12 protein-coding genes and 1 tRNA gene are annotated in these 16,495 nt (G+C 47.9%); 10 read left to right on the top strand and 3 right to left on the bottom strand.

The window, feature by feature from the left end; all coding sequences use genetic code 11:
* The first annotated feature begins 2 nt into the window (after positions 1–2).
* The 5 genes from ACN084_RS04310 (at position 3) to ACN084_RS04290 (ending at position 5,421) form a co-directional block, all read left to right on the top strand.
* The gene (locus ACN084_RS04310; RefSeq protein ID WP_419101497.1) at positions 3–1,349 is read left to right on the top strand and encodes a hemolysin family protein; all 1,347 of its coding nucleotides are present in this window, start codon (positions 3–5) and stop codon (positions 1,347–1,349) included.
* Positions 1,349–2,425, top strand: a complete 1,077-nt coding sequence (locus tag ACN084_RS04305; RefSeq protein ID WP_419106000.1) for a hemolysin family protein — start codon at positions 1,349–1,351, stop codon at positions 2,423–2,425. The genes ACN084_RS04310 and ACN084_RS04305 overlap by 1 nt, the downstream gene beginning before the upstream one ends.
* A gap of 179 nt (positions 2,426–2,604) precedes the next feature.
* Entirely contained in the window at positions 2,605–3,663 is a 1,059-nt protein-coding gene (locus tag ACN084_RS04300) for a metal ABC transporter solute-binding protein, Zn/Mn family (RefSeq protein WP_419105999.1), read from the top strand.
* Positions 3,664–3,667: 4 nt separating this feature from the next.
* Complete coding sequence (locus tag ACN084_RS04295; RefSeq protein ID WP_419101494.1) at positions 3,668–4,522, top strand: metal ABC transporter ATP-binding protein; 855 nt, start codon at positions 3,668–3,670, stop codon at positions 4,520–4,522.
* Positions 4,519–5,421, top strand: a complete 903-nt coding sequence (locus ACN084_RS04290; RefSeq protein WP_419101493.1) for a metal ABC transporter permease — start codon at positions 4,519–4,521, stop codon at positions 5,419–5,421. The genes ACN084_RS04295 and ACN084_RS04290 overlap by 4 nt, the downstream gene beginning before the upstream one ends.
* A gap of 24 nt (positions 5,422–5,445) precedes the next feature.
* Here the strand turns inward: ACN084_RS04290 and ACN084_RS04285 are convergent, their stop codons facing one another.
* Positions 5,446–5,871, bottom strand: a complete 426-nt coding sequence (locus ACN084_RS04285) for a Fur family transcriptional regulator (RefSeq protein WP_419101492.1) — start codon at positions 5,869–5,871, stop codon at positions 5,446–5,448.
* A gap of 139 nt (positions 5,872–6,010) precedes the next feature.
* On the opposite strand from ACN084_RS04285, the gene ACN084_RS04280 reads away from it, so the two are divergent.
* Together ACN084_RS04280 and ACN084_RS04275 are read left to right on the top strand one after the other, a co-directional pair.
* A complete protein-coding gene (locus ACN084_RS04280) occupies positions 6,011–6,664 on the top strand; it encodes an MBL fold metallo-hydrolase (protein WP_419105998.1) in 654 nt (217 codons plus the stop codon).
* 38 nt (positions 6,665–6,702) lie between these two features.
* Positions 6,703–7,101 carry an HIT family protein gene (locus ACN084_RS04275; RefSeq protein WP_419105997.1) on the top strand — a complete coding sequence of 133 codons (399 nt, stop codon included), beginning with the start codon at positions 6,703–6,705 and terminating at the stop codon, positions 7,099–7,101.
* 88 nt (positions 7,102–7,189) lie between these two features.
* Here the strand turns inward: ACN084_RS04275 and hrpA are convergent, their stop codons facing one another.
* Together hrpA and ACN084_RS04265 are read right to left on the bottom strand one after the other, a co-directional pair.
* Positions 7,190–11,440: an ATP-dependent RNA helicase HrpA gene (gene hrpA / locus ACN084_RS04270; RefSeq protein ID WP_419105996.1), complete on the bottom strand. Its 4,251-nt coding sequence runs from the start codon at positions 11,438–11,440 to the stop codon at positions 7,190–7,192.
* A 142-nt stretch (positions 11,441–11,582) separates the two neighbouring features.
* Positions 11,583–11,655: transfer RNA gene (locus tag ACN084_RS04265), tRNA-Arg, on the bottom strand.
* Between the two features lie 203 nt (positions 11,656–11,858).
* On the opposite strand from ACN084_RS04265, the gene argS reads away from it, so the two are divergent.
* From argS to ACN084_RS04250, 3 genes are all read left to right on the top strand, one after another.
* A complete protein-coding gene (argS, locus tag ACN084_RS04260; protein WP_419105995.1) occupies positions 11,859–13,520 on the top strand; it encodes an arginine--tRNA ligase in 1,662 nt (553 codons plus the stop codon).
* Position 13,521: 1 nt separating this feature from the next.
* Positions 13,522–15,009 carry a diaminopimelate decarboxylase gene (gene lysA / locus ACN084_RS04255; RefSeq protein ID WP_419105994.1) on the top strand — a complete coding sequence of 496 codons (1,488 nt, stop codon included), beginning with the start codon at positions 13,522–13,524 and terminating at the stop codon, positions 15,007–15,009.
* A gap of 187 nt (positions 15,010–15,196) precedes the next feature.
* Complete coding sequence (locus tag ACN084_RS04250; RefSeq protein WP_419106040.1) at positions 15,197–16,477, top strand: homoserine dehydrogenase; 1,281 nt, start codon at positions 15,197–15,199, stop codon at positions 16,475–16,477.
* The last annotated feature ends 18 nt before the right edge of the window (positions 16,478–16,495 follow it).

The following is a 16,495-nucleotide window of genomic DNA, read 5'->3' as shown; positions in this document are numbered from 1 at the left end:
AGATGGAGTGGATATTACTCTTACTAGGGCTTCTACTAATCCTTGGTACAGGTTTCTTTGTTGCCGTAGAATTTTCCCTCGTTGCGCTGGACCAATCCACCGTACAAAAAGAAATCGATAGCGGTGATTCTGGAGGCGAAAAAGTACTCCGTTGCCTCAAATCGCTTTCTACACAGCTTTCAAGCTGTCAGATTGGTATCACCATCACGACACTGCTTACCGGTTACACACTTGACTACGCGATGAAGAGCCTCGTTGTTGACACCATTTCATCGTGGGGATTACCTGATAGCCTGGCAAATATTCTCACACTCATTTTTGCGATGGCCATTGCCACCTTACTTTCGATGATTCTCGGCGAACTCATCCCCAAGAACCTCGCCATCGCCGAAGCCTACAAAGTGGCTCGCGCATTAGCCCCCGCACAACTAGTTTTCACCAAAATCATCTCGCCTTTCGTGCGGTTGATGAACGGCTCTGCCAATAAAATTCTTCACCTCTTTGGGATGGAAGCGAAAGAAGAACTTTCTGGCGCTCGCTCACCTGAAGAACTTTCTTCTATGGTGCGACGTTCAGCTGAACAAGGCGTATTGGATTCTGACACTGCGCGATTTGTTGATAAAACTCTTTCATTTGCTGAACTCACCGCTGCAGACGTGATGACACCACGACGTAAAGTCGTCATGCTAGAAGACGTTGCTAGTGTTGCTGACGTCGTCAAAGCTGCACGCGAAACAGGATACTCGCGTTTTCCTCTCTATCGAGGAGACCAAGATAATGTTGTGGGTGTTGTTCACATTAAACGTGCGGTAAGTGTTCCTCTTGAAATTCGTGAAACTCTGCAAGCGGGAACTTTGATGGAAGATATACTTCAAGTTCCTGAGACTGTTCATCTAGATTCTTTACTGTTACAGCTACGCAATGGTGCACTCCAGTTAGCTATCGTCTTAGACGAATATGGGGGAACCGCTGGCATGGCTACCTTAGAAGACCTCATCGAAGAGATCGTTGGAGAAGTATCTGACGAACATGAGCTTCTTGAAACCGAAGACAGACCGCTCATGCTCAGTAACGGAGACTGGTTGTTCTCGGGGCTACTTCGACCGGACGAACTCAACGAGTATATTAACATTCTCCATATCGAGGACGACGCCTCCTACGAAACGATGGGCGGATATGTGATGGATCGTCTGGGGCGTATCCCCAAGGTGGGAGATAGTCTTGCTGTCGAGCAGGGCTCTTTTAAAATTGAGGCGATGGAACAGCGGCGAGTAGACCGGATTCGTTTTATCCCGCAAGATTCCTACCGTGAAACTACTTTGGCAGCTGCTAACGAGGGTAAAAAATAATGAATGATATTACCGCAATGTTGCTTTTAGTACTGCTTCTAGCTGGTAACGCTTTCTTTGTTGCCGGTGAATTTGCGATTATGTCTACCCGTCGTTCTCAGGTAGAGCCCTTAGCGCAAGCTGGTAATAAGCGAGCGCAAACGGTCCTTTATGCGTTAGAAAACGTTTCCTTGATGTTGGCAACCTGTCAGCTGGGTATTACTGTTTGTTCGTTGTTGATTCTTAACGTTTCTGAGCCTGCTTTGCACCATATGGTTGCTGGCCCGTTGGAGCATTGGGGTGTTCCTCTTGCTGTGGCGGATACTTTAGGGTTTTTGCTTGCTTTGGTGTTGGTGACGTTTTTGCATGTGATTCTTGGTGAAATGGTTCCTAAGAATGCTGCGGTGTCGTTGGCGGCTGAGGGGGTAGCTTTGTGGATTGCTCCACCTTTGGTATGGTTTTCAAAGCTTTTTGGGCCTATTGTCTGGTTTTTAAATAGCATTGCAGACCGTGCGCTTAAGGCGATGAAGGTTGAGCCGAAGGACGAGGTATCTTCTACTTTTACGTTGGATGAGTTGCAGAATATTGTTGCAGAGTCGACGGCTGAAGGAACTGTTGCTGACGGTTCGGGTGTGCTTTCTGGGGCGTTAGAGTTTTCTGAGAAGAAGGTTTCGGAGATTATGATTCTGCCTTCTACTGTTGTGACGTTACCTCGTTCGAGTACTCCTGAAGATATTGAGCGCGCTGTTGCTCATACTGGTTATTCTCGGTTTTTGATTGAATCGTCAGAGGGTGGCCCGTATCTGGGGTATGTGCATGTTAAAGATGCGTTGTCAGTGGTGGGGGAGCGCCGTAAGGAGGCTATACCGTGGGGGTCTATTCGGCCGATGTCGGTTGTTCCTCCGTCGATGGAAATTGATGATGCTCTTGCTGTGATGCAACGTAAGAGCTGTCATGTGGCACATGTTGCGACTCCAGATAGGGAGTCGTGTGGTGTGTTGTTCTTGGAAGATGTTTTAGAACAGCTTGTAGGTGAGATTAGAGATACGACTCAGGAACATGTGCGTAAGCGTGATATGTCTTCGCGTCGTTCGTAAGTTGGTATAAAAGTTTAAGGGGTAGACCAGTAGTGGTTTACCCCTTTTGCTATATGTTGGTGAGGGGTGTGGGAGTAAAAGTGATGTAGTACTCGTTGTGATGAGCAATGTTTAGCTGATAATAGAGTATGCTAAATGAGAACCATTTTCAGAGGTTTATAGAGTTTGGAGCTTTCACTATGAAAAAGTTTTTGACAGGAATGGCATTTCTTTCTATTGCGTCACTTAGTTTGAGCGCGTGCTCAAACACCGTCGAAAAGAATGAAGAGTCGGCGAAGAACTCCGAAAAAGGCGTTATTAAAGTTGTGACGAGCACTGATGTGTATGCAAATATTGTTGAGAGTATTGGTGGGGATACTGTCGAGGTAACTCCTCTTATTAACTCAACGAGCGAGGATCCTCATTCTTATGAGGCAACTAGTGCTGACCGTTTGAGTGTTAAAGATGCGCAGTTGGTGGTGCTTAACGGTGGTGGCTACGATCAGTTCCTTGAAAATATGGCTGGTCAAGATGATAAAGATCAGAAAGTGCTGAATGCTGTTGAGATTTCTGGTCTTCATAAAGATGATGAACACGGCGACGACCACGAACACGGCGACGACCACGAACACGGCGATGACCACGCCCACGAACACGGCGACGAGCATGACCACGAACACGGCGACGAGCATGACCACGAACACGGCGACGAGCACGGACACCATCACCACCATCACGGGGACTTTAACGAGCACGTCTGGTATGACTTTGTGGCCATGCAAAAACTTGCGGGAGCTATCGCAGAAGACCTCGCAGAAGAAGCACCCGAGCACGCTGAACAATACCGCCAAGCAGCCGGAAAATTTAAATCAGAGTTGGGAGAACTCATCTCACAAACTCGAGGAATTAATGCTGAAGGCAAAAAATATATTGCAACAGAACCTGTCCCCGGATACCTACTCACCATGGCAGGATTCTCTGACGCAACACCTTCAGAACTAACCTCAGCTGTAGAATCCGGTAGCGACATTGCACCATTAATCATGAACCAGGTTAAAGAAGAACTCCAAGAAAAACAGGTTGGATTCTTCGCCTATAATGAACAGACCTCTTCACCACAAACAGAAGAACTGCTCAAAGACGCTCAGGAAGCACAGATTCCTCATGTATCATTCACCGAAACCCTACCTGAAGGGAAAGACTACCTAGGTTGGATGAAAGAAAACATTGAGAACATCAAAGAATCGCTAACTTCCTAAAAATATGCACAACAACATCACAAAGTCCGCCTCTAAGACTGCTATCACCATTCGCGGAGGCGGACTTTCCTACGGGCAAAGAACTCTCTGGAAAGACCTTGACCTCACAGTTGAACAAGGAGAATACTTTGCAGTACTTGGACCCAACGGCTCCGGAAAATCAACATTCCTCAAAGTTGTTTTGGGACTAGAAATCCTCAGCCAAGGAAAAATCAGCATCCTTGGTTCCCCAGCACGCACCGGACACCCCGGCGTCGGATATATTCCACAACAAAAAATGATGCCGGCACACACCCCGTTACGTGCCCGTGACGTTGTTCGTTTAGGTATCGACGGGCACCGTTGGGGAATACTGACCCACGGGCGGCGAAAAGTACAAGCACGAGTCGAAGAACTTTTAGAAGCTGTCGGCGCAGAAGAATACGCAAACGTTCCCGTAGGATTACTCTCTGGCGGTGAGCAACAACGTATCCGCATAGCCCAAGCACTCGCACATAACCCAAAAATTCTTCTCGCCGATGAAGCCCTACTTTCTCTTGACTTAAACCATCAATACGCTGTTGCTGAACTCATCCACCAATATAATCGCCAACAGCAAGGGACTGTCATTTTCGTAACCCACGAAATAAACCCCATTATTGATCATGTTGATAGGGTCCTCTACCTTGCTAACGGGCGTTTTACGATTGGAACAGTCGAAGAAGTCATGCGCAGTGAAGTGCTGACCAACCTCTATCAGACTCCGGTGAGCGTCATCAAAACAAATGGACGATATATCGTCGTTGGTGGAGAAAACCATGCGCCAGGGGCAACCGTTGAAGAACACACCCATTGCACTAACTCGGGAGAACTTTCATGATCACCACTCTTGCATATAGTTCCTCCCTGTTCTCACAAATCTTTGTTTTCGACAGGTATGGAGAACTGGTTGAACTGCTCATGCCTTCTATTCTGGCAGGTGCAGTACTAGGACTCATTGGAGGGTTTGTTGGCACCTTCGTCATGATGCGTGACCACGCATTCGCCGTTCACGGTATCGCTGAAATGTCATTCGCCGGTGCAGCGCTGTTTCTCCTGCTGGGATATAACGTCGTCACCGGATCTCTTGTTGGCTCAGTGCTCTCTGCCTTATTGATGGGCGTACTCGGTTCGAAAACACATAGTACAAACTCCGTTATTGGTGCATTGATGCCATTTGGGTTAGGAATGGGCATCTTATTTTTGTCCTTATACCCTGGACGTTCTGGTAACAAGTTTTCTCTTCTGACCGGACAAATTGTTTCTGTTGATGAGTCACAACTGAACTACATGATAGTGGGCGCCATCTTTATTATCGGTATTCTTATTGCTATCTGGAGGCCTCTCACCTTTGCTTCTTTAGACCCTGACGTTGCTCGTGCTAAAGGCGTACCACTGCAATTTTTGTCAATGGTTTTTATGCTAGTTTTAGGAGTCGCAGTTGCTCTATCTGTGCAGATTGTAGGGTCTCTACTGGTGCTAGCGCTACTGATTACTCCTGCTGCTGCAGCTTTGCAACTAAGCGCTAACCCGTTAAAAGCGTTAGCATTATCTATTCTTTTTGCCGAGATATCTATTGTTGGTGGCATTATGCTTGCGCTTGCTGGCTCTTTACCGATTAGCCCATACGTTACAAGCATTTCCTTTATCTTGTATCTCGTCAGCCGTGCTATCAGCGCAGTACGCCGCCGTTATAGTGGCTCTGGACGTAGAACCGTGAGCGTACCATCACGGGTATAAATATCGTATAAAACGAGAACTCTGCTAGGGGAGGTCTTTCTTCTGGCATGAGGAACAAACACCGGTTACTTCAATAACATGGTCGATATCTGTATAACCGTATTGTGCACCGACAGCTGTGGCCCAATCCTCAATAGAAGGCGCTTCTAACTCAACTGCAGCGCCGCAACGGCGGCAGAGTAAATGATGATGGTGATGTTCTACTTCGCATTTACGGTAGATAGATTCTCCATCTTCGGTTTTGAGTACGTCCACCTCACCGTATTCTGCTAAAGATTGCAAAATACGGTACGTTGTTGCTAAAGAAACAGACTCTTGACGTGAGACCATGAGCATATGTAATTCTTGCGCTGAGATAAAATCATCTAAGCCCTCTAACGTTGCTTTAACAATGCGACGCTGCTTTGTATTACGCACCTCAGGTTTAGCGGTCTGAGATTCAGCCATCATGCTCTAGCCCTTCATATCACCGAAAATATACTTTCAACACCTTACACTAGGGGATATAGATACGCTATATTACGATATTTATCCCCATCTCTAGAATAATCTGAGAGACTATAAAGCACACTCATATTAGGGTGGATACATGAAACTTACGAAATACACTCATTCTTGTGTTCGTCTTGAACACGAAGGAAAAACACTAGTTCTTGACCCCGGAAACTTCTCGGAAGTACCTGAAGCTCTCGAGGGCGCCGACTATTTATTGATTACCCACGGGCATCCTGACCATTATGACCCTGAACGTGTTGACCCTTATCTTCAAGAACATCCTGAGGTGCGTATCTACGCGCCGGCGCCTGTTGCAGAACAGATGTCTCGCACCCTACCTAACTCCCAGATACAGGCTGTAGCTGGTGCAGAAAGCATCACTCTTGACGGTTTTAATATCAAAACATTTGGTGGTCAGCATGCGTTGATTCATCCGCTCATCCCAATGATTCCCAACGTTGGGTACTTTATCAACGATAACTTATACCACCCCGGTGACAATTTTGTTGTTCCTGATGGAGTCAACGTTAAAACGCTCCTTGTTCCGATCCACGCACCGTGGAATAAAATTGGTGAGGTTATTGACTTTGTGGCTTCAGTACGTGCTCCACGTGCCTACCAAATTCATGATTCTTTGTTAGCAGATTCTGGCCGAACCATGATTGGCACACACACGAAGAACTTTGCCGCACGGTATGGAACAGAATTTTCGTTACTTGAACCCAAAGAGAGTGTAGAAATCTCCTAAAGTTTTGACGAACTGCTCAAAGAAAGGCAGAACACCTGATGACCACCATCTTTACAAAAATTATGACCGGCGAACTACCTGGACACATCGTCTATGAAGATGACCAATGCGCAGCATTTTTGACGATTGAACCAGTGAACCCTGGACATACGCTGGTCGTTCCTCGAGAAGAAATAAACCATTGGGTCGACTTGCCCGATGGTCTACGTAACCATCTTTTTGCTGTGGCACAGAAAATTGCACAAGCTCAACGTACAGTATTTGACTCAGAACGTAGCGCCTTGATGATTGCTGGTTTTGAAGTTCCGCATACTCACCTTCACGTATACCCTGCCAATAGCATGGCAGACTTCTCACCCGAAGCTATCCAACGTGACGTTCCGCCAGAAGAACTAGGACAACATGCACAGTCCTTACGTGAGGCCTTAGCAGAATAACTCACGTCCATATGCTGTGGGGTGTGGGTAAAACTGACACTAGTTTTACCCACACCCCACAGCACGAACCGGTACAACCGTGGATGAGCTAGTTTCGAGAGGATTTTTCTAACGCCTCACGTAAAGCTTTTTTGATACGTTTTTCGGAGACCGTATATGCTGTGCCCAAATTTTGTGCAAAGAAACTGATGCGTAGCTCTTCGGTCATCCAACCAACATCTTTTAACTCTTGGGTAACGTGCGTACCAGCTGGTAAAGATTTAACTGCCTCATCATAGGCATCTTCGAGTTCTTGTACAATGAGCATCTGCTGATGATCTCGATGTAGCTGAGACCCCAACTTTTCAAGACGGCGTGAAATACCTTGAAGATAGCGCGGAATATGCGCTAAATGCTGATACCCCGTTTGAGCGACAAACCCCGGGTAAACAAGATTCTCCTGCTGAGATTTCATATCGCTCACAGCATGGATGACCGATAAAGAGGTAGCCTTCTTTAACATTTTCTGTACAGCAGTAGACTCACGAAGAATATCCGCAACAAGCTTCGTAACCTCAAAGACAGTATCTATTAAATCGGCTCGTACACGATCATAAAGTATCTGATACTCAGCTTTCGTCCATGGCGGGTTTTCTGGGGTGAGATAATCGATAGCAGCTGCTAAACAATCTTGAACCAACTGATCTACCGAACCATGCGGATTCTGGGTAAAAATCAGTTTCTCCTGATGCGAAAGATGATCGCTAACATAACGAACTACCGACGGTAACTCAAGACTTAGAAGCCGTATGACCGCTTGACGTTGTGAGGAGCAGGCCTCCACCTCCTGTGAAAAAATCTGCAAACCAACGCTCTTGTGCTGATCGGTAAGAGCCGGATACCCCGTAACCTGTTGGGTTGCAATAGTGCGAGTTATTGTTCGCGGAAAATCTTCTTCTGGCCAGTGCAACAGACCTGAACGTTCACGAACTGAACTATCAGAAGCTGTCGAATCTCCTTGGCTCTCAGCGCCAGCTTTCTTCTGTGGCGATGGCTTGGGCACTGAAGACTGTGCAACCGTATGAGCCGTTTTGCCTAGAGCAGTAAGTGCCGAAATATCCTCAACACTAGCTCCTAATGACTGGGCTAACGCGTTTCGTACCTGTTCATGAAGAGAGCTTTGCAAAGCAAGAAGATCTTTTCCTTCTCCTACGATAACGTTCTGATGATTACGCACCTGGAACGTGAAACGTAGATGTTCAGGTATCTTCTGCTGATCAAAGTCTTCGGGCTGCACAGGCACTGAACGCAACTGTTTAAGACACCGCGCCACGGACTGGTCAAAAACATCTTCTATCGGAGAAAAATCTTCGTCTAAAAGTTTTATGACCTGGCGAGCAACGTCTGGTGCTGGAACAAAATTCTTGCGAATCTGTTTTGGTAATGAACGAATTAATGCTGTGACGAGTTCTTCACGAAGACCGGGAATAAGCCATTGGAAAGGTTCTGGGGTGAGCTGGTTCAAAAAGAGTAACGGTATCTGCACCGCAATACCATCAGTATGCGCAGATGATGCCGTATCGACGGGGTGAGGGGCGTACTCATATCGTAAATCGAGGTGTAGCTCACCACCGTCTGTGGTAACGGTCCACGTTCGGGGGAACTGGCTTTCATCGTAATCGGCTGCTTCTTGGTCAATGAGGTGGTCAGTCGAAAAATCGAGAAGGTGTTCGTTGCGAGTACGTTCTTCTTTCCACCACCGATCAAAATGTCGTGCTGAGACCACATGGGCAGGAATACGCTGGTTGTAGAAATCAAAGAGAGCTTGGTCATCGACACGTAAATCTCGTCGTCGAAGACGAGTCTCTAACTCTTCAATATCGGCTAAAGCACGCTGATTGCGTTTGAAGAAACGATGTCGTGTCTTCCAGTCGCCTTCAACAAGTGCTGAGCGAATAAATATCTCGCGACATAATTCTGGGTCAATACGAGAGTACTGAACTTTACGGTCAGCAATAATAGGCAACCCCAGTAATGTTACTTTCTCGTGAGCGAGGACGGCACCAGCAGCAGCCGACCAATGAGGGTCATCATATTGTCGTTTAACGAGGTGCGAGCCGACTTCTTCCGCCCATTCTGGGGATATTTTGGCGTTGGTTCGAGCCCATAGTTTTGATGTTTCTACAAGTTCTGCACCAACCACCCATTCTGGTTTTTTTGAGAATAGTGACGAAGCAGGGAAAATATGGAAACGTGTTCCTCTGACTCCACGATATTCTCCGCGTGTGCGCTCATCTTTTAACCCGATATGAGAGAGCAAACCCGAAAGAACACTCTTGTGCAAATTCTCTTCATGCGCTGCCGGCTCAATGATGCGCCCAGCGCTGACCTTAATCTTTGCTTCTTGGGCAATATCGCGTAGCTGCGCAAAGAGATCTTGCCATTCTCGAACTCTTAAAAAGTTGATATGTTCGCGGTGACAAAGCTTTCTAAACTGTGATGAGGAAAGTTCTTCTTGCTGCTCATGCAGATACTGCCATAACAGTAAGAAACTGGAAAAATCAGAGTTATCGTCGACAAAACGGCGGTGGAAAGTATCTGCTTGTGCGCGTTGTTCGTAGGGACGTTCTCGAGGGTCTTGAATGGTCAATGCAGCAGCAAGAACCATCATCTCTTTAGCACATCCACGTTTTTGAGCTTCAACTATCATACGGCTCAAACGCGGGTCTAAAGGAAGCTTAGACATGGCACGCCCAATAGCGGTCAGTGGTGAGGAACCACGACGTCGGCTATGAGAATGTTTCATGCTTAATGCGCCGAGCTCTCTCAATAAGGCGACGCCGTCGTTGATGGCTCGATTCTCAGGTTTCTGCACAAATGGGAAACGCTCAATATCCCCAATGGACTGAACTACACCCATAGCGCTCATATTGAGGATGACGGCGGCGAGGTTAGTGCGTAGAATCTCGGGGTCTGTGAATTCTGGGCGTGAAAGAAAATCCTCTTCAGAGTAGAGACGTATCGCAATACCGGCACTGGTACGGCCACTACGACCAGAACGCTGCCGTGCACTTGCCTGAGAGATTCTTTCAATCGGTAGACGCTGAACTTTGGTGCGTGCTGAGTATCGTGAGATTCTTGCCGTGCCCGTATCAATCACATAGGTGATACCCGGTACTGTTAGCGATGTCTCTGCTACGTTTGTTGCCAGTACAATACGAGGTTTTGAACCGGTACGGAAAATACGATTTTGCTCTGTTAAAGAGAGCCGAGCATATAACGGTAAAACTTCGTAGCGGGGCAGTTGAGGGGTGTTACGGATAAGCTGTTCAATAGCTTCTTGAGCATCTCGAATCTCTCGTTCTCCGGCGAAAAAGATGAGGATATCCCCGTTCCCTTCACGTGATAGCTCAACGATGCCGTCGAGAATACCGTCGATAGGGTCTCTATCTTCTGTTGCTAGGTCTTCGGAGTCTTCGTCAGGGTGTTCTGCCTCTTCCGATAACGGGCGATACCTGATTTCAACAGGGTAGGTTCTTCCCGAGACTTCGATAATTGGTGGCGCATGAGGGGGTAGCTCGTCGTCGGCGCTGAGCTCTTCTGCACAAAAGTGTCGGCTAAAACGTTCTGGGTCAATAGTTGCCGAGGTGATAATCACCTTCAAATCTGGCCGTTTGGGAAGAATCTGTTTGAGATACCCGAGGATAAAATCGATGTTAAGACTACGTTCGTGCGCCTCGTCGATGATGATAACAGAATACTTTGTTAGCAGCTTATCGTGATGTATCTCTGCAAGGAGGATACCGTCAGTCATTAATTTGATGGCAGAAGTATCGCTCACCTGTGAGGTGAAACGTACCTGATAACCGACGGTGTGACCGAGCTCTTCACCTAACTCTTCGGCGATACGCTCTGCTACCGAGCGCGCTGCAATACGTCGTGGTTGAGTATGCCCAATCATGCCGTATTCTGCTAATCCCATTTCTAAACAAATTTTAGGTAGCTGAGTTGTTTTACCTGAACCAGTTTCACCAGCAACAATCACAACTTGGTGAGAGCGAATGGCATCGATGATTTCTTGTCGTTGCGTACAAACTGGAAGGTCTGCAGGGTAGGTGATACTTTCTGATGCAATAACTCGCCGCGGCTTTGGCGGCTGCTTTGCCCCCTGCGATGATGAACGGCGGGAACGCCGTGTATTCTTTGGGGCACCAGATTTACTTGTACCGCGAGATGAACGATGAACGTTCTTGTGTGACTCTTGTGCCGATGAGCTGCTCATACGGGTCGGGGCGTGATGAATAGTAGCGGCAAGAGCGCTTAAAGAAGGGGCTTGAGGCGAAGTTTTTTTCTCAGACATGGGTACGCAACTTTAGGTGATGTTCACAGTGGGGCGGTAGAAGCCGTAATGGCTTTGTTCTTTGTAACCTTGATTCTTTGTAACGATGAATCACGTCGAATAGTTTTTTGTGGTGGCGAGGTATCTTTGGGGAAGAAAAAAGTGCCCCCGAAAGGATTCGAACCTTCGACACCCAGCTCCGGAAACTGGTGCTCTATCCACTGAGCTACGGGGGCACGGTGCTACATCGTCTACGGACGATGGATGCAACGACTATCCACGATACCAGAAGCACCCGAGGAAGACGATATTTGCGATGAACAATTTAGGTGCAATATCAACAACACAAAACATCTAAAAGTGGGGAGGAGACGCCGAATCTACGATTTACCCTATAGAGAAACTTGGCTCACCGATACTTTTAGGTAAACTTATCAGCATGACACCTGAAGAACTCTCAACGGCAATTGCACAAATCCTCTCTAACACCGTTAACGCTGGTGAACTAACCCTCAACGGTGAAGAGCAACTTCCCACTGTTAAAGTGGAACGACCAAAGAACCGTGAACACGGCGACTGGGCGACCAATATCGCTCTGCAACTTGCTAAAAAAGTGGGTAAAAATCCTCGAGAAGTTGCACAGATTCTTGCTCAACCCATATCAGATATTTCAGGTGTCGCATCAGTAGACATCGCAGGCCCTGGATTCTTAAACATTGTCCTCGAAGCAGGTGCCGCAGGAGAACTTGCACGCACCATCGTCACAGCTGGAGAAGCCTTCGGACACAACGACACCCTCGCCGGAAAAACCATTAACCTCGAATATGTTTCCGCTAACCCCACTGGACCTATCCATCTTGGTGGTACCCGTTGGGCTGCGGTAGGAGATTCTCTTGCACGTATTCTTGAAGCTCAAGGCGCAAACGTTGTACGAGAATACTACTTCAACGATCACGGCAACCAGATTAACCGTTTCGCACGTTCCCTTCTTGCTTCCGCACGGAACGAACCTGCACCCGAAGACGGTTACGGTGGAAACTACATCTCTGAAATTGCTCAGGACATTCTCAAAACTCGTCCTCATGCTCTTGAGAGTGAAGACCCCCAAGAAGTGTTCCGCGCTGAAGGCGTCGAACTCATGTTCTCCCAAATCAAACGCTCTCTGAAAGAGTTTGGTGTGGAATTTGATGTGTTCTTCCACGAGAACTCCCTCTTCGAATCTGGAAAAGTCGATGAGCTCCTCGAAAAGCTCAAAGAATCATCAAACCTGTACTTTGCTGATGGTGCATGGTGGCTCAAATCTACCGATTACGGTGACGATAAAGATCGCGTCGTCATCAAATCTGACGGGAACGCCGCCTATATCGCCGGAGATATCGCCTACTTCCAAGATAAGATTCACCGTGCACAAAACCCCGCAGACATCGCCATTTACATGCTTGGTGCAGACCATCACGGGTACACTGCACGTCTTAAAGCTGCTGCCGCCGCACTTGGCGATGATCCACGTCGCGTCGAAGTGATGATTGGTCAGCTCGTCAATCTCGTCAAAGATGGAAAACCTGTACGTATGTCTAAACGTGCCGGAACCATCGTTACCCTTGAAGACCTCGTCGAAGCAGTTGGAGTAGACGCCGCACGCTACACACTGACACGATACTCTGTAGATTCAAACATTGATATTGACCTTGATCTACTCACCAAGCAGAGCAACGAAAACCCCGTATTCTACGTTCAATACGCACACGCTCGTACCTGCGCTGTCGCACGTAACGCAGAACTTGCTGGGGTGAACACCGACCTCTTTGACCCGCAAGCGCTTGACTCTGAACTCGACGCTCAGCTCCTTGGCGTGCTCGGAGAATACGGTAACACCGTCAAAGAAGCAGCGCTCTTCCGCGAACCTCACCGTGTAGCACGTTACGTTGAAACATTGGCTGGAACATACCACCGCTGGTACGGTGCTTCACGTGTCGCACCACGTGGTGACGAAGAAATTACCGCCGTACATAGCAGTCGCTTGCTCCTTAACAACGCCACCGCACAGGTGCTTCACAATGCGTTATACCTGCTGGGTGTAACCGCACCAGAAAGAATGTAACGTGAGCGACCAAACACCTCTCTACGCGCCGTCATGGTTACAAGTGCCCGAACACCCAGAAGTTCTTGAACCTACCATTTGGGAGCAAAACTTTTCACGGGCAGAATCTGGCGAACTACTCGTCGACGGAACACCGGTTGAACAGCTGCGTGAACGTTTTGGCACCCCACAATACGTTTTTTCGGAGTCTGTTTTTCGTCGGCGCGCTCGCACCTTTAGAGTTGCTTTTGAGCAAGCTTTTGAAGCAGTCGGGGCGCCGGTATCTATCTACTATGCTGGTAAGTCTTTTCTATGTAGCGCTGTTGCTCACTGGGCAGATGACGAAGGGCTTTACCTTGATACTGCTTCGGGCGGGGAACTCGCTTTAGCTATCCGTGCCGGTGTGCCGGCACATAAAGTTGCTTTACACGGTAATAACAAGTCTGACGCTGAGATTCGTCGTGCTCTAGAGTACGGTGTTGGTCGTATCGTCGCTGATTCTGTGCCTGAAGTTCAGCAGATTGCTCGGATTGCTGAGTCGATGGGTGTTATTGCGCCGGTACTTTTGCGTTTGACTCCTGGTGTTCATGCCTCAACTCATGATTTCATTGCAACCGCACACGAAGATCAAAAATTTGGTCAGTCGTTGGTGTCTGGGACAGCTGAACTGAGCGGGTTAGATTCGCAGACGTTAACCGGTTTGGGTATCGGTCAAGAAGATTCTTATGCCACGGTTGCAGCGGTGTTAGCTCATCAAAGCCAACACCTTGATTTTCGTGGTGTGCATTGCCATATTGGGTCGCAAATTTTTGAGGCAGATGGTTTTATCGCTGCTGCCACAAAGGTGCTTGAATATATGCAATATCTGAATCAGCATCTAGGTATCAACCTTGCTGAGCTTGACTTAGGTGGTGGTTACGGTATTGGGTACACCTGCTCAGATACTCCGCGTGAAGCTGCACATATTGCTCAAGAACTAGCAGATTCTATTGCGCAAACGTGTGAGCGTCTGTCGATGGCTATTCCTCATATGAGTTTTGAACCGGGACGTTCTATTTCTGGTCCTTCTGGAATGACTTTATACACGGTAGGAACGGTCAAAGACGTTGCTGTTGAAGACGAGAATGGTCAGACGCGTGTCCGCCGGTATGTGTCGGTAGACGGCGGTATGAGTGATAACGCTCGTCCAGTCTTGTATGAAGCAGACTATACGGCAGTTTTAGCGAATCGTGCTCCCATGGGGGAGCAGGTGCTTTCTCGTGTGGTCGGTAAGCATTGCGAATCGGGAGATGTTGTGGTGCGTTATGTTTATCTTCCGCAAGATATCCGTGCCGGCGACATGTTGGCTGTTCCGGCAACTGGCGCGTATTGCTATGCGTTGAGCTCAAACTACAACTATTTGACGCGTCCGCCGGTGGTTTCTACAGCGACTGATCGAGAGCCTTCTGTGATTGTTCGCGGTCAAAGCGAAGATGAGATGCTTTCTTATGATGTAGGAATAACACAATAGTTGATGTTGATTCATATAACGACATAAAAGAACGCACTGCCGTAACGCTTGGATATCTCTAAGCTAAGGCGTGCGTTCTTTTGTAGAACCTGCAAGAATAACGATAGTTGATGAGCGCTTCTCTCCTGTGATGGGGGAAGGAGACGATACACCCCTTATCCATAGAAAGATTGGTGAGTTGTACCCGATGAAAAAGATTAAGGTAGCCCTTTTAGGAGCGGGTACTGTTGGTTCTCAAGTTGCTCGTATTCTTTTAGAGGACGCTGTTTCCTTAGGACAGCGTATCGGCGCTGATATTGAGCTTATTGGTATTGCTGTACGTGACGTAACGAGTTCTCGTGATTGGAATGCTCCTGCATCGTTGTATACAACTGATGCGGAATCATTGATTGACGCTGCGGATGTTGTGATTGAGCTTACCGGCGGTATCGAACCGGCGCGTACTCGTATTCTTCGTGCTCTTAACGCTGGTAAGTCTGTGGTCTCTGGCAACAAGGCTTTATTGGCGCAGCATGGTGCTGAGCTTCAAGCAGCAGCGAAGGCTAGCGGTGCTCAGCTTTCGTATGAGGCAGCTGTTGCTGGTGCTATCCCTATTCTGCGTCCGTTACGTGATTCTCTTGCGGGGGATCAGATTCAACGTGTTTTGGGCATTATGAATGGGACGACTAACTATATTCTTGACCAGATGGATACCACTGGGGCGCAATTTTCTGATGCTTTAGCGCAGGCGCAAAAGCTTGGTTATGCAGAGGCTGATCCGACGGCTGATGTTGAAGGTCTTGATGCTGCTGCTAAGGCTGCAATTGTGGCGTCGTTGGCGTTTCATTCTGAGTTTACGCTGGCAGATGTACATTGTGAGGGTATTAGTGCTATCACTGCGGAGGACGTTCAGGCTGCCGCATTAGATGGGTATGTTATTAAACTTTTGGCTATTTGTGAGCGTCAAGGTGAGGGGATTAATATTCGTGTTAGTCCTACGCTTGTTCCGCGTGAGCATCCCTTAGCGTCTGTGCATGATGCGTATAATGCGGTGTTTGTTCAGGCTCGTGACGCCGGTGAGCTGATGTTTTATGGGCCTGGTGCAGGCGGTGCTCCGACTGCCTCTGCCGTGTTAGGTGATTTTGTGTCGTTAGCGCGACGTATGGTTCTTGGAGGAGCAGGCGTCCCAGAGTCTACCTATGCTGGTTTGTGTGCTGTTGGTATGGACGAGGTGGTGACTCGTTTCGCTATTGGTTTGCGGGTTGAAGATAAGCTCGGTGTTCTGGCTAATGTTTCGCGTATTTTTGCTGAGCATGGGGTTTCGTTGCAGGCTGTGCGTCAGGTGAAAGATCGTTCGGGGGATTCTGCGGTGATTCGTTTGGTTACTCACCGTGCAAGTGATATTTCGGTACGCCGGACGATGGCTGTTGTGGATTCTCTTGAGAGTGTTCGCGAGATTATTTCTGTTGTGGCGGTAGAAGGGGAGTAATTTTTCCTTGTGTGCTGT

Source organism: Rothia sp. P7208, from assembly GCF_048512915.1.
Lineage (GTDB): Bacteria > Actinomycetota > Actinomycetes > Actinomycetales > Micrococcaceae > Rothia.
This window is presented reverse-complemented; position numbering and strand designations above follow the sequence as displayed.

Coding starts and splice junctions, on each gene's coding strand:
- ACN084_RS04280 (WP_419105998.1), top strand. CDS start 6,011: ATGAAACTTACGAAATACACTCATTCTTGTGTTCGTCTTGAACACGAA.
- ACN084_RS04310 (WP_419101497.1), top strand. CDS start 3: ATGGAGTGGATATTACTCTTACTAGGGCTTCTACTAATCCTTGGTACA.
- ACN084_RS04285 (WP_419101492.1), bottom strand. CDS start 5,871: ATGATGGCTGAATCTCAGACCGCTAAACCTGAGGTGCGTAATACAAAG.
- argS (WP_419105995.1), top strand. CDS start 11,859: ATGACACCTGAAGAACTCTCAACGGCAATTGCACAAATCCTCTCTAAC.
- ACN084_RS04300 (WP_419105999.1), top strand. CDS start 2,605: ATGAAAAAGTTTTTGACAGGAATGGCATTTCTTTCTATTGCGTCACTT.
- ACN084_RS04305 (WP_419106000.1), top strand. CDS start 1,349: ATGAATGATATTACCGCAATGTTGCTTTTAGTACTGCTTCTAGCTGGT.
- ACN084_RS04290 (WP_419101493.1), top strand. CDS start 4,519: ATGATCACCACTCTTGCATATAGTTCCTCCCTGTTCTCACAAATCTTT.
- ACN084_RS04250 (WP_419106040.1), top strand. CDS start 15,197: ATGAAAAAGATTAAGGTAGCCCTTTTAGGAGCGGGTACTGTTGGTTCT.
- ACN084_RS04295 (WP_419101494.1), top strand. CDS start 3,668: ATGCACAACAACATCACAAAGTCCGCCTCTAAGACTGCTATCACCATT.
- hrpA (WP_419105996.1), bottom strand. CDS start 11,440: ATGTCTGAGAAAAAAACTTCGCCTCAAGCCCCTTCTTTAAGCGCTCTT.
- ACN084_RS04275 (WP_419105997.1), top strand. CDS start 6,703: ATGACCACCATCTTTACAAAAATTATGACCGGCGAACTACCTGGACAC.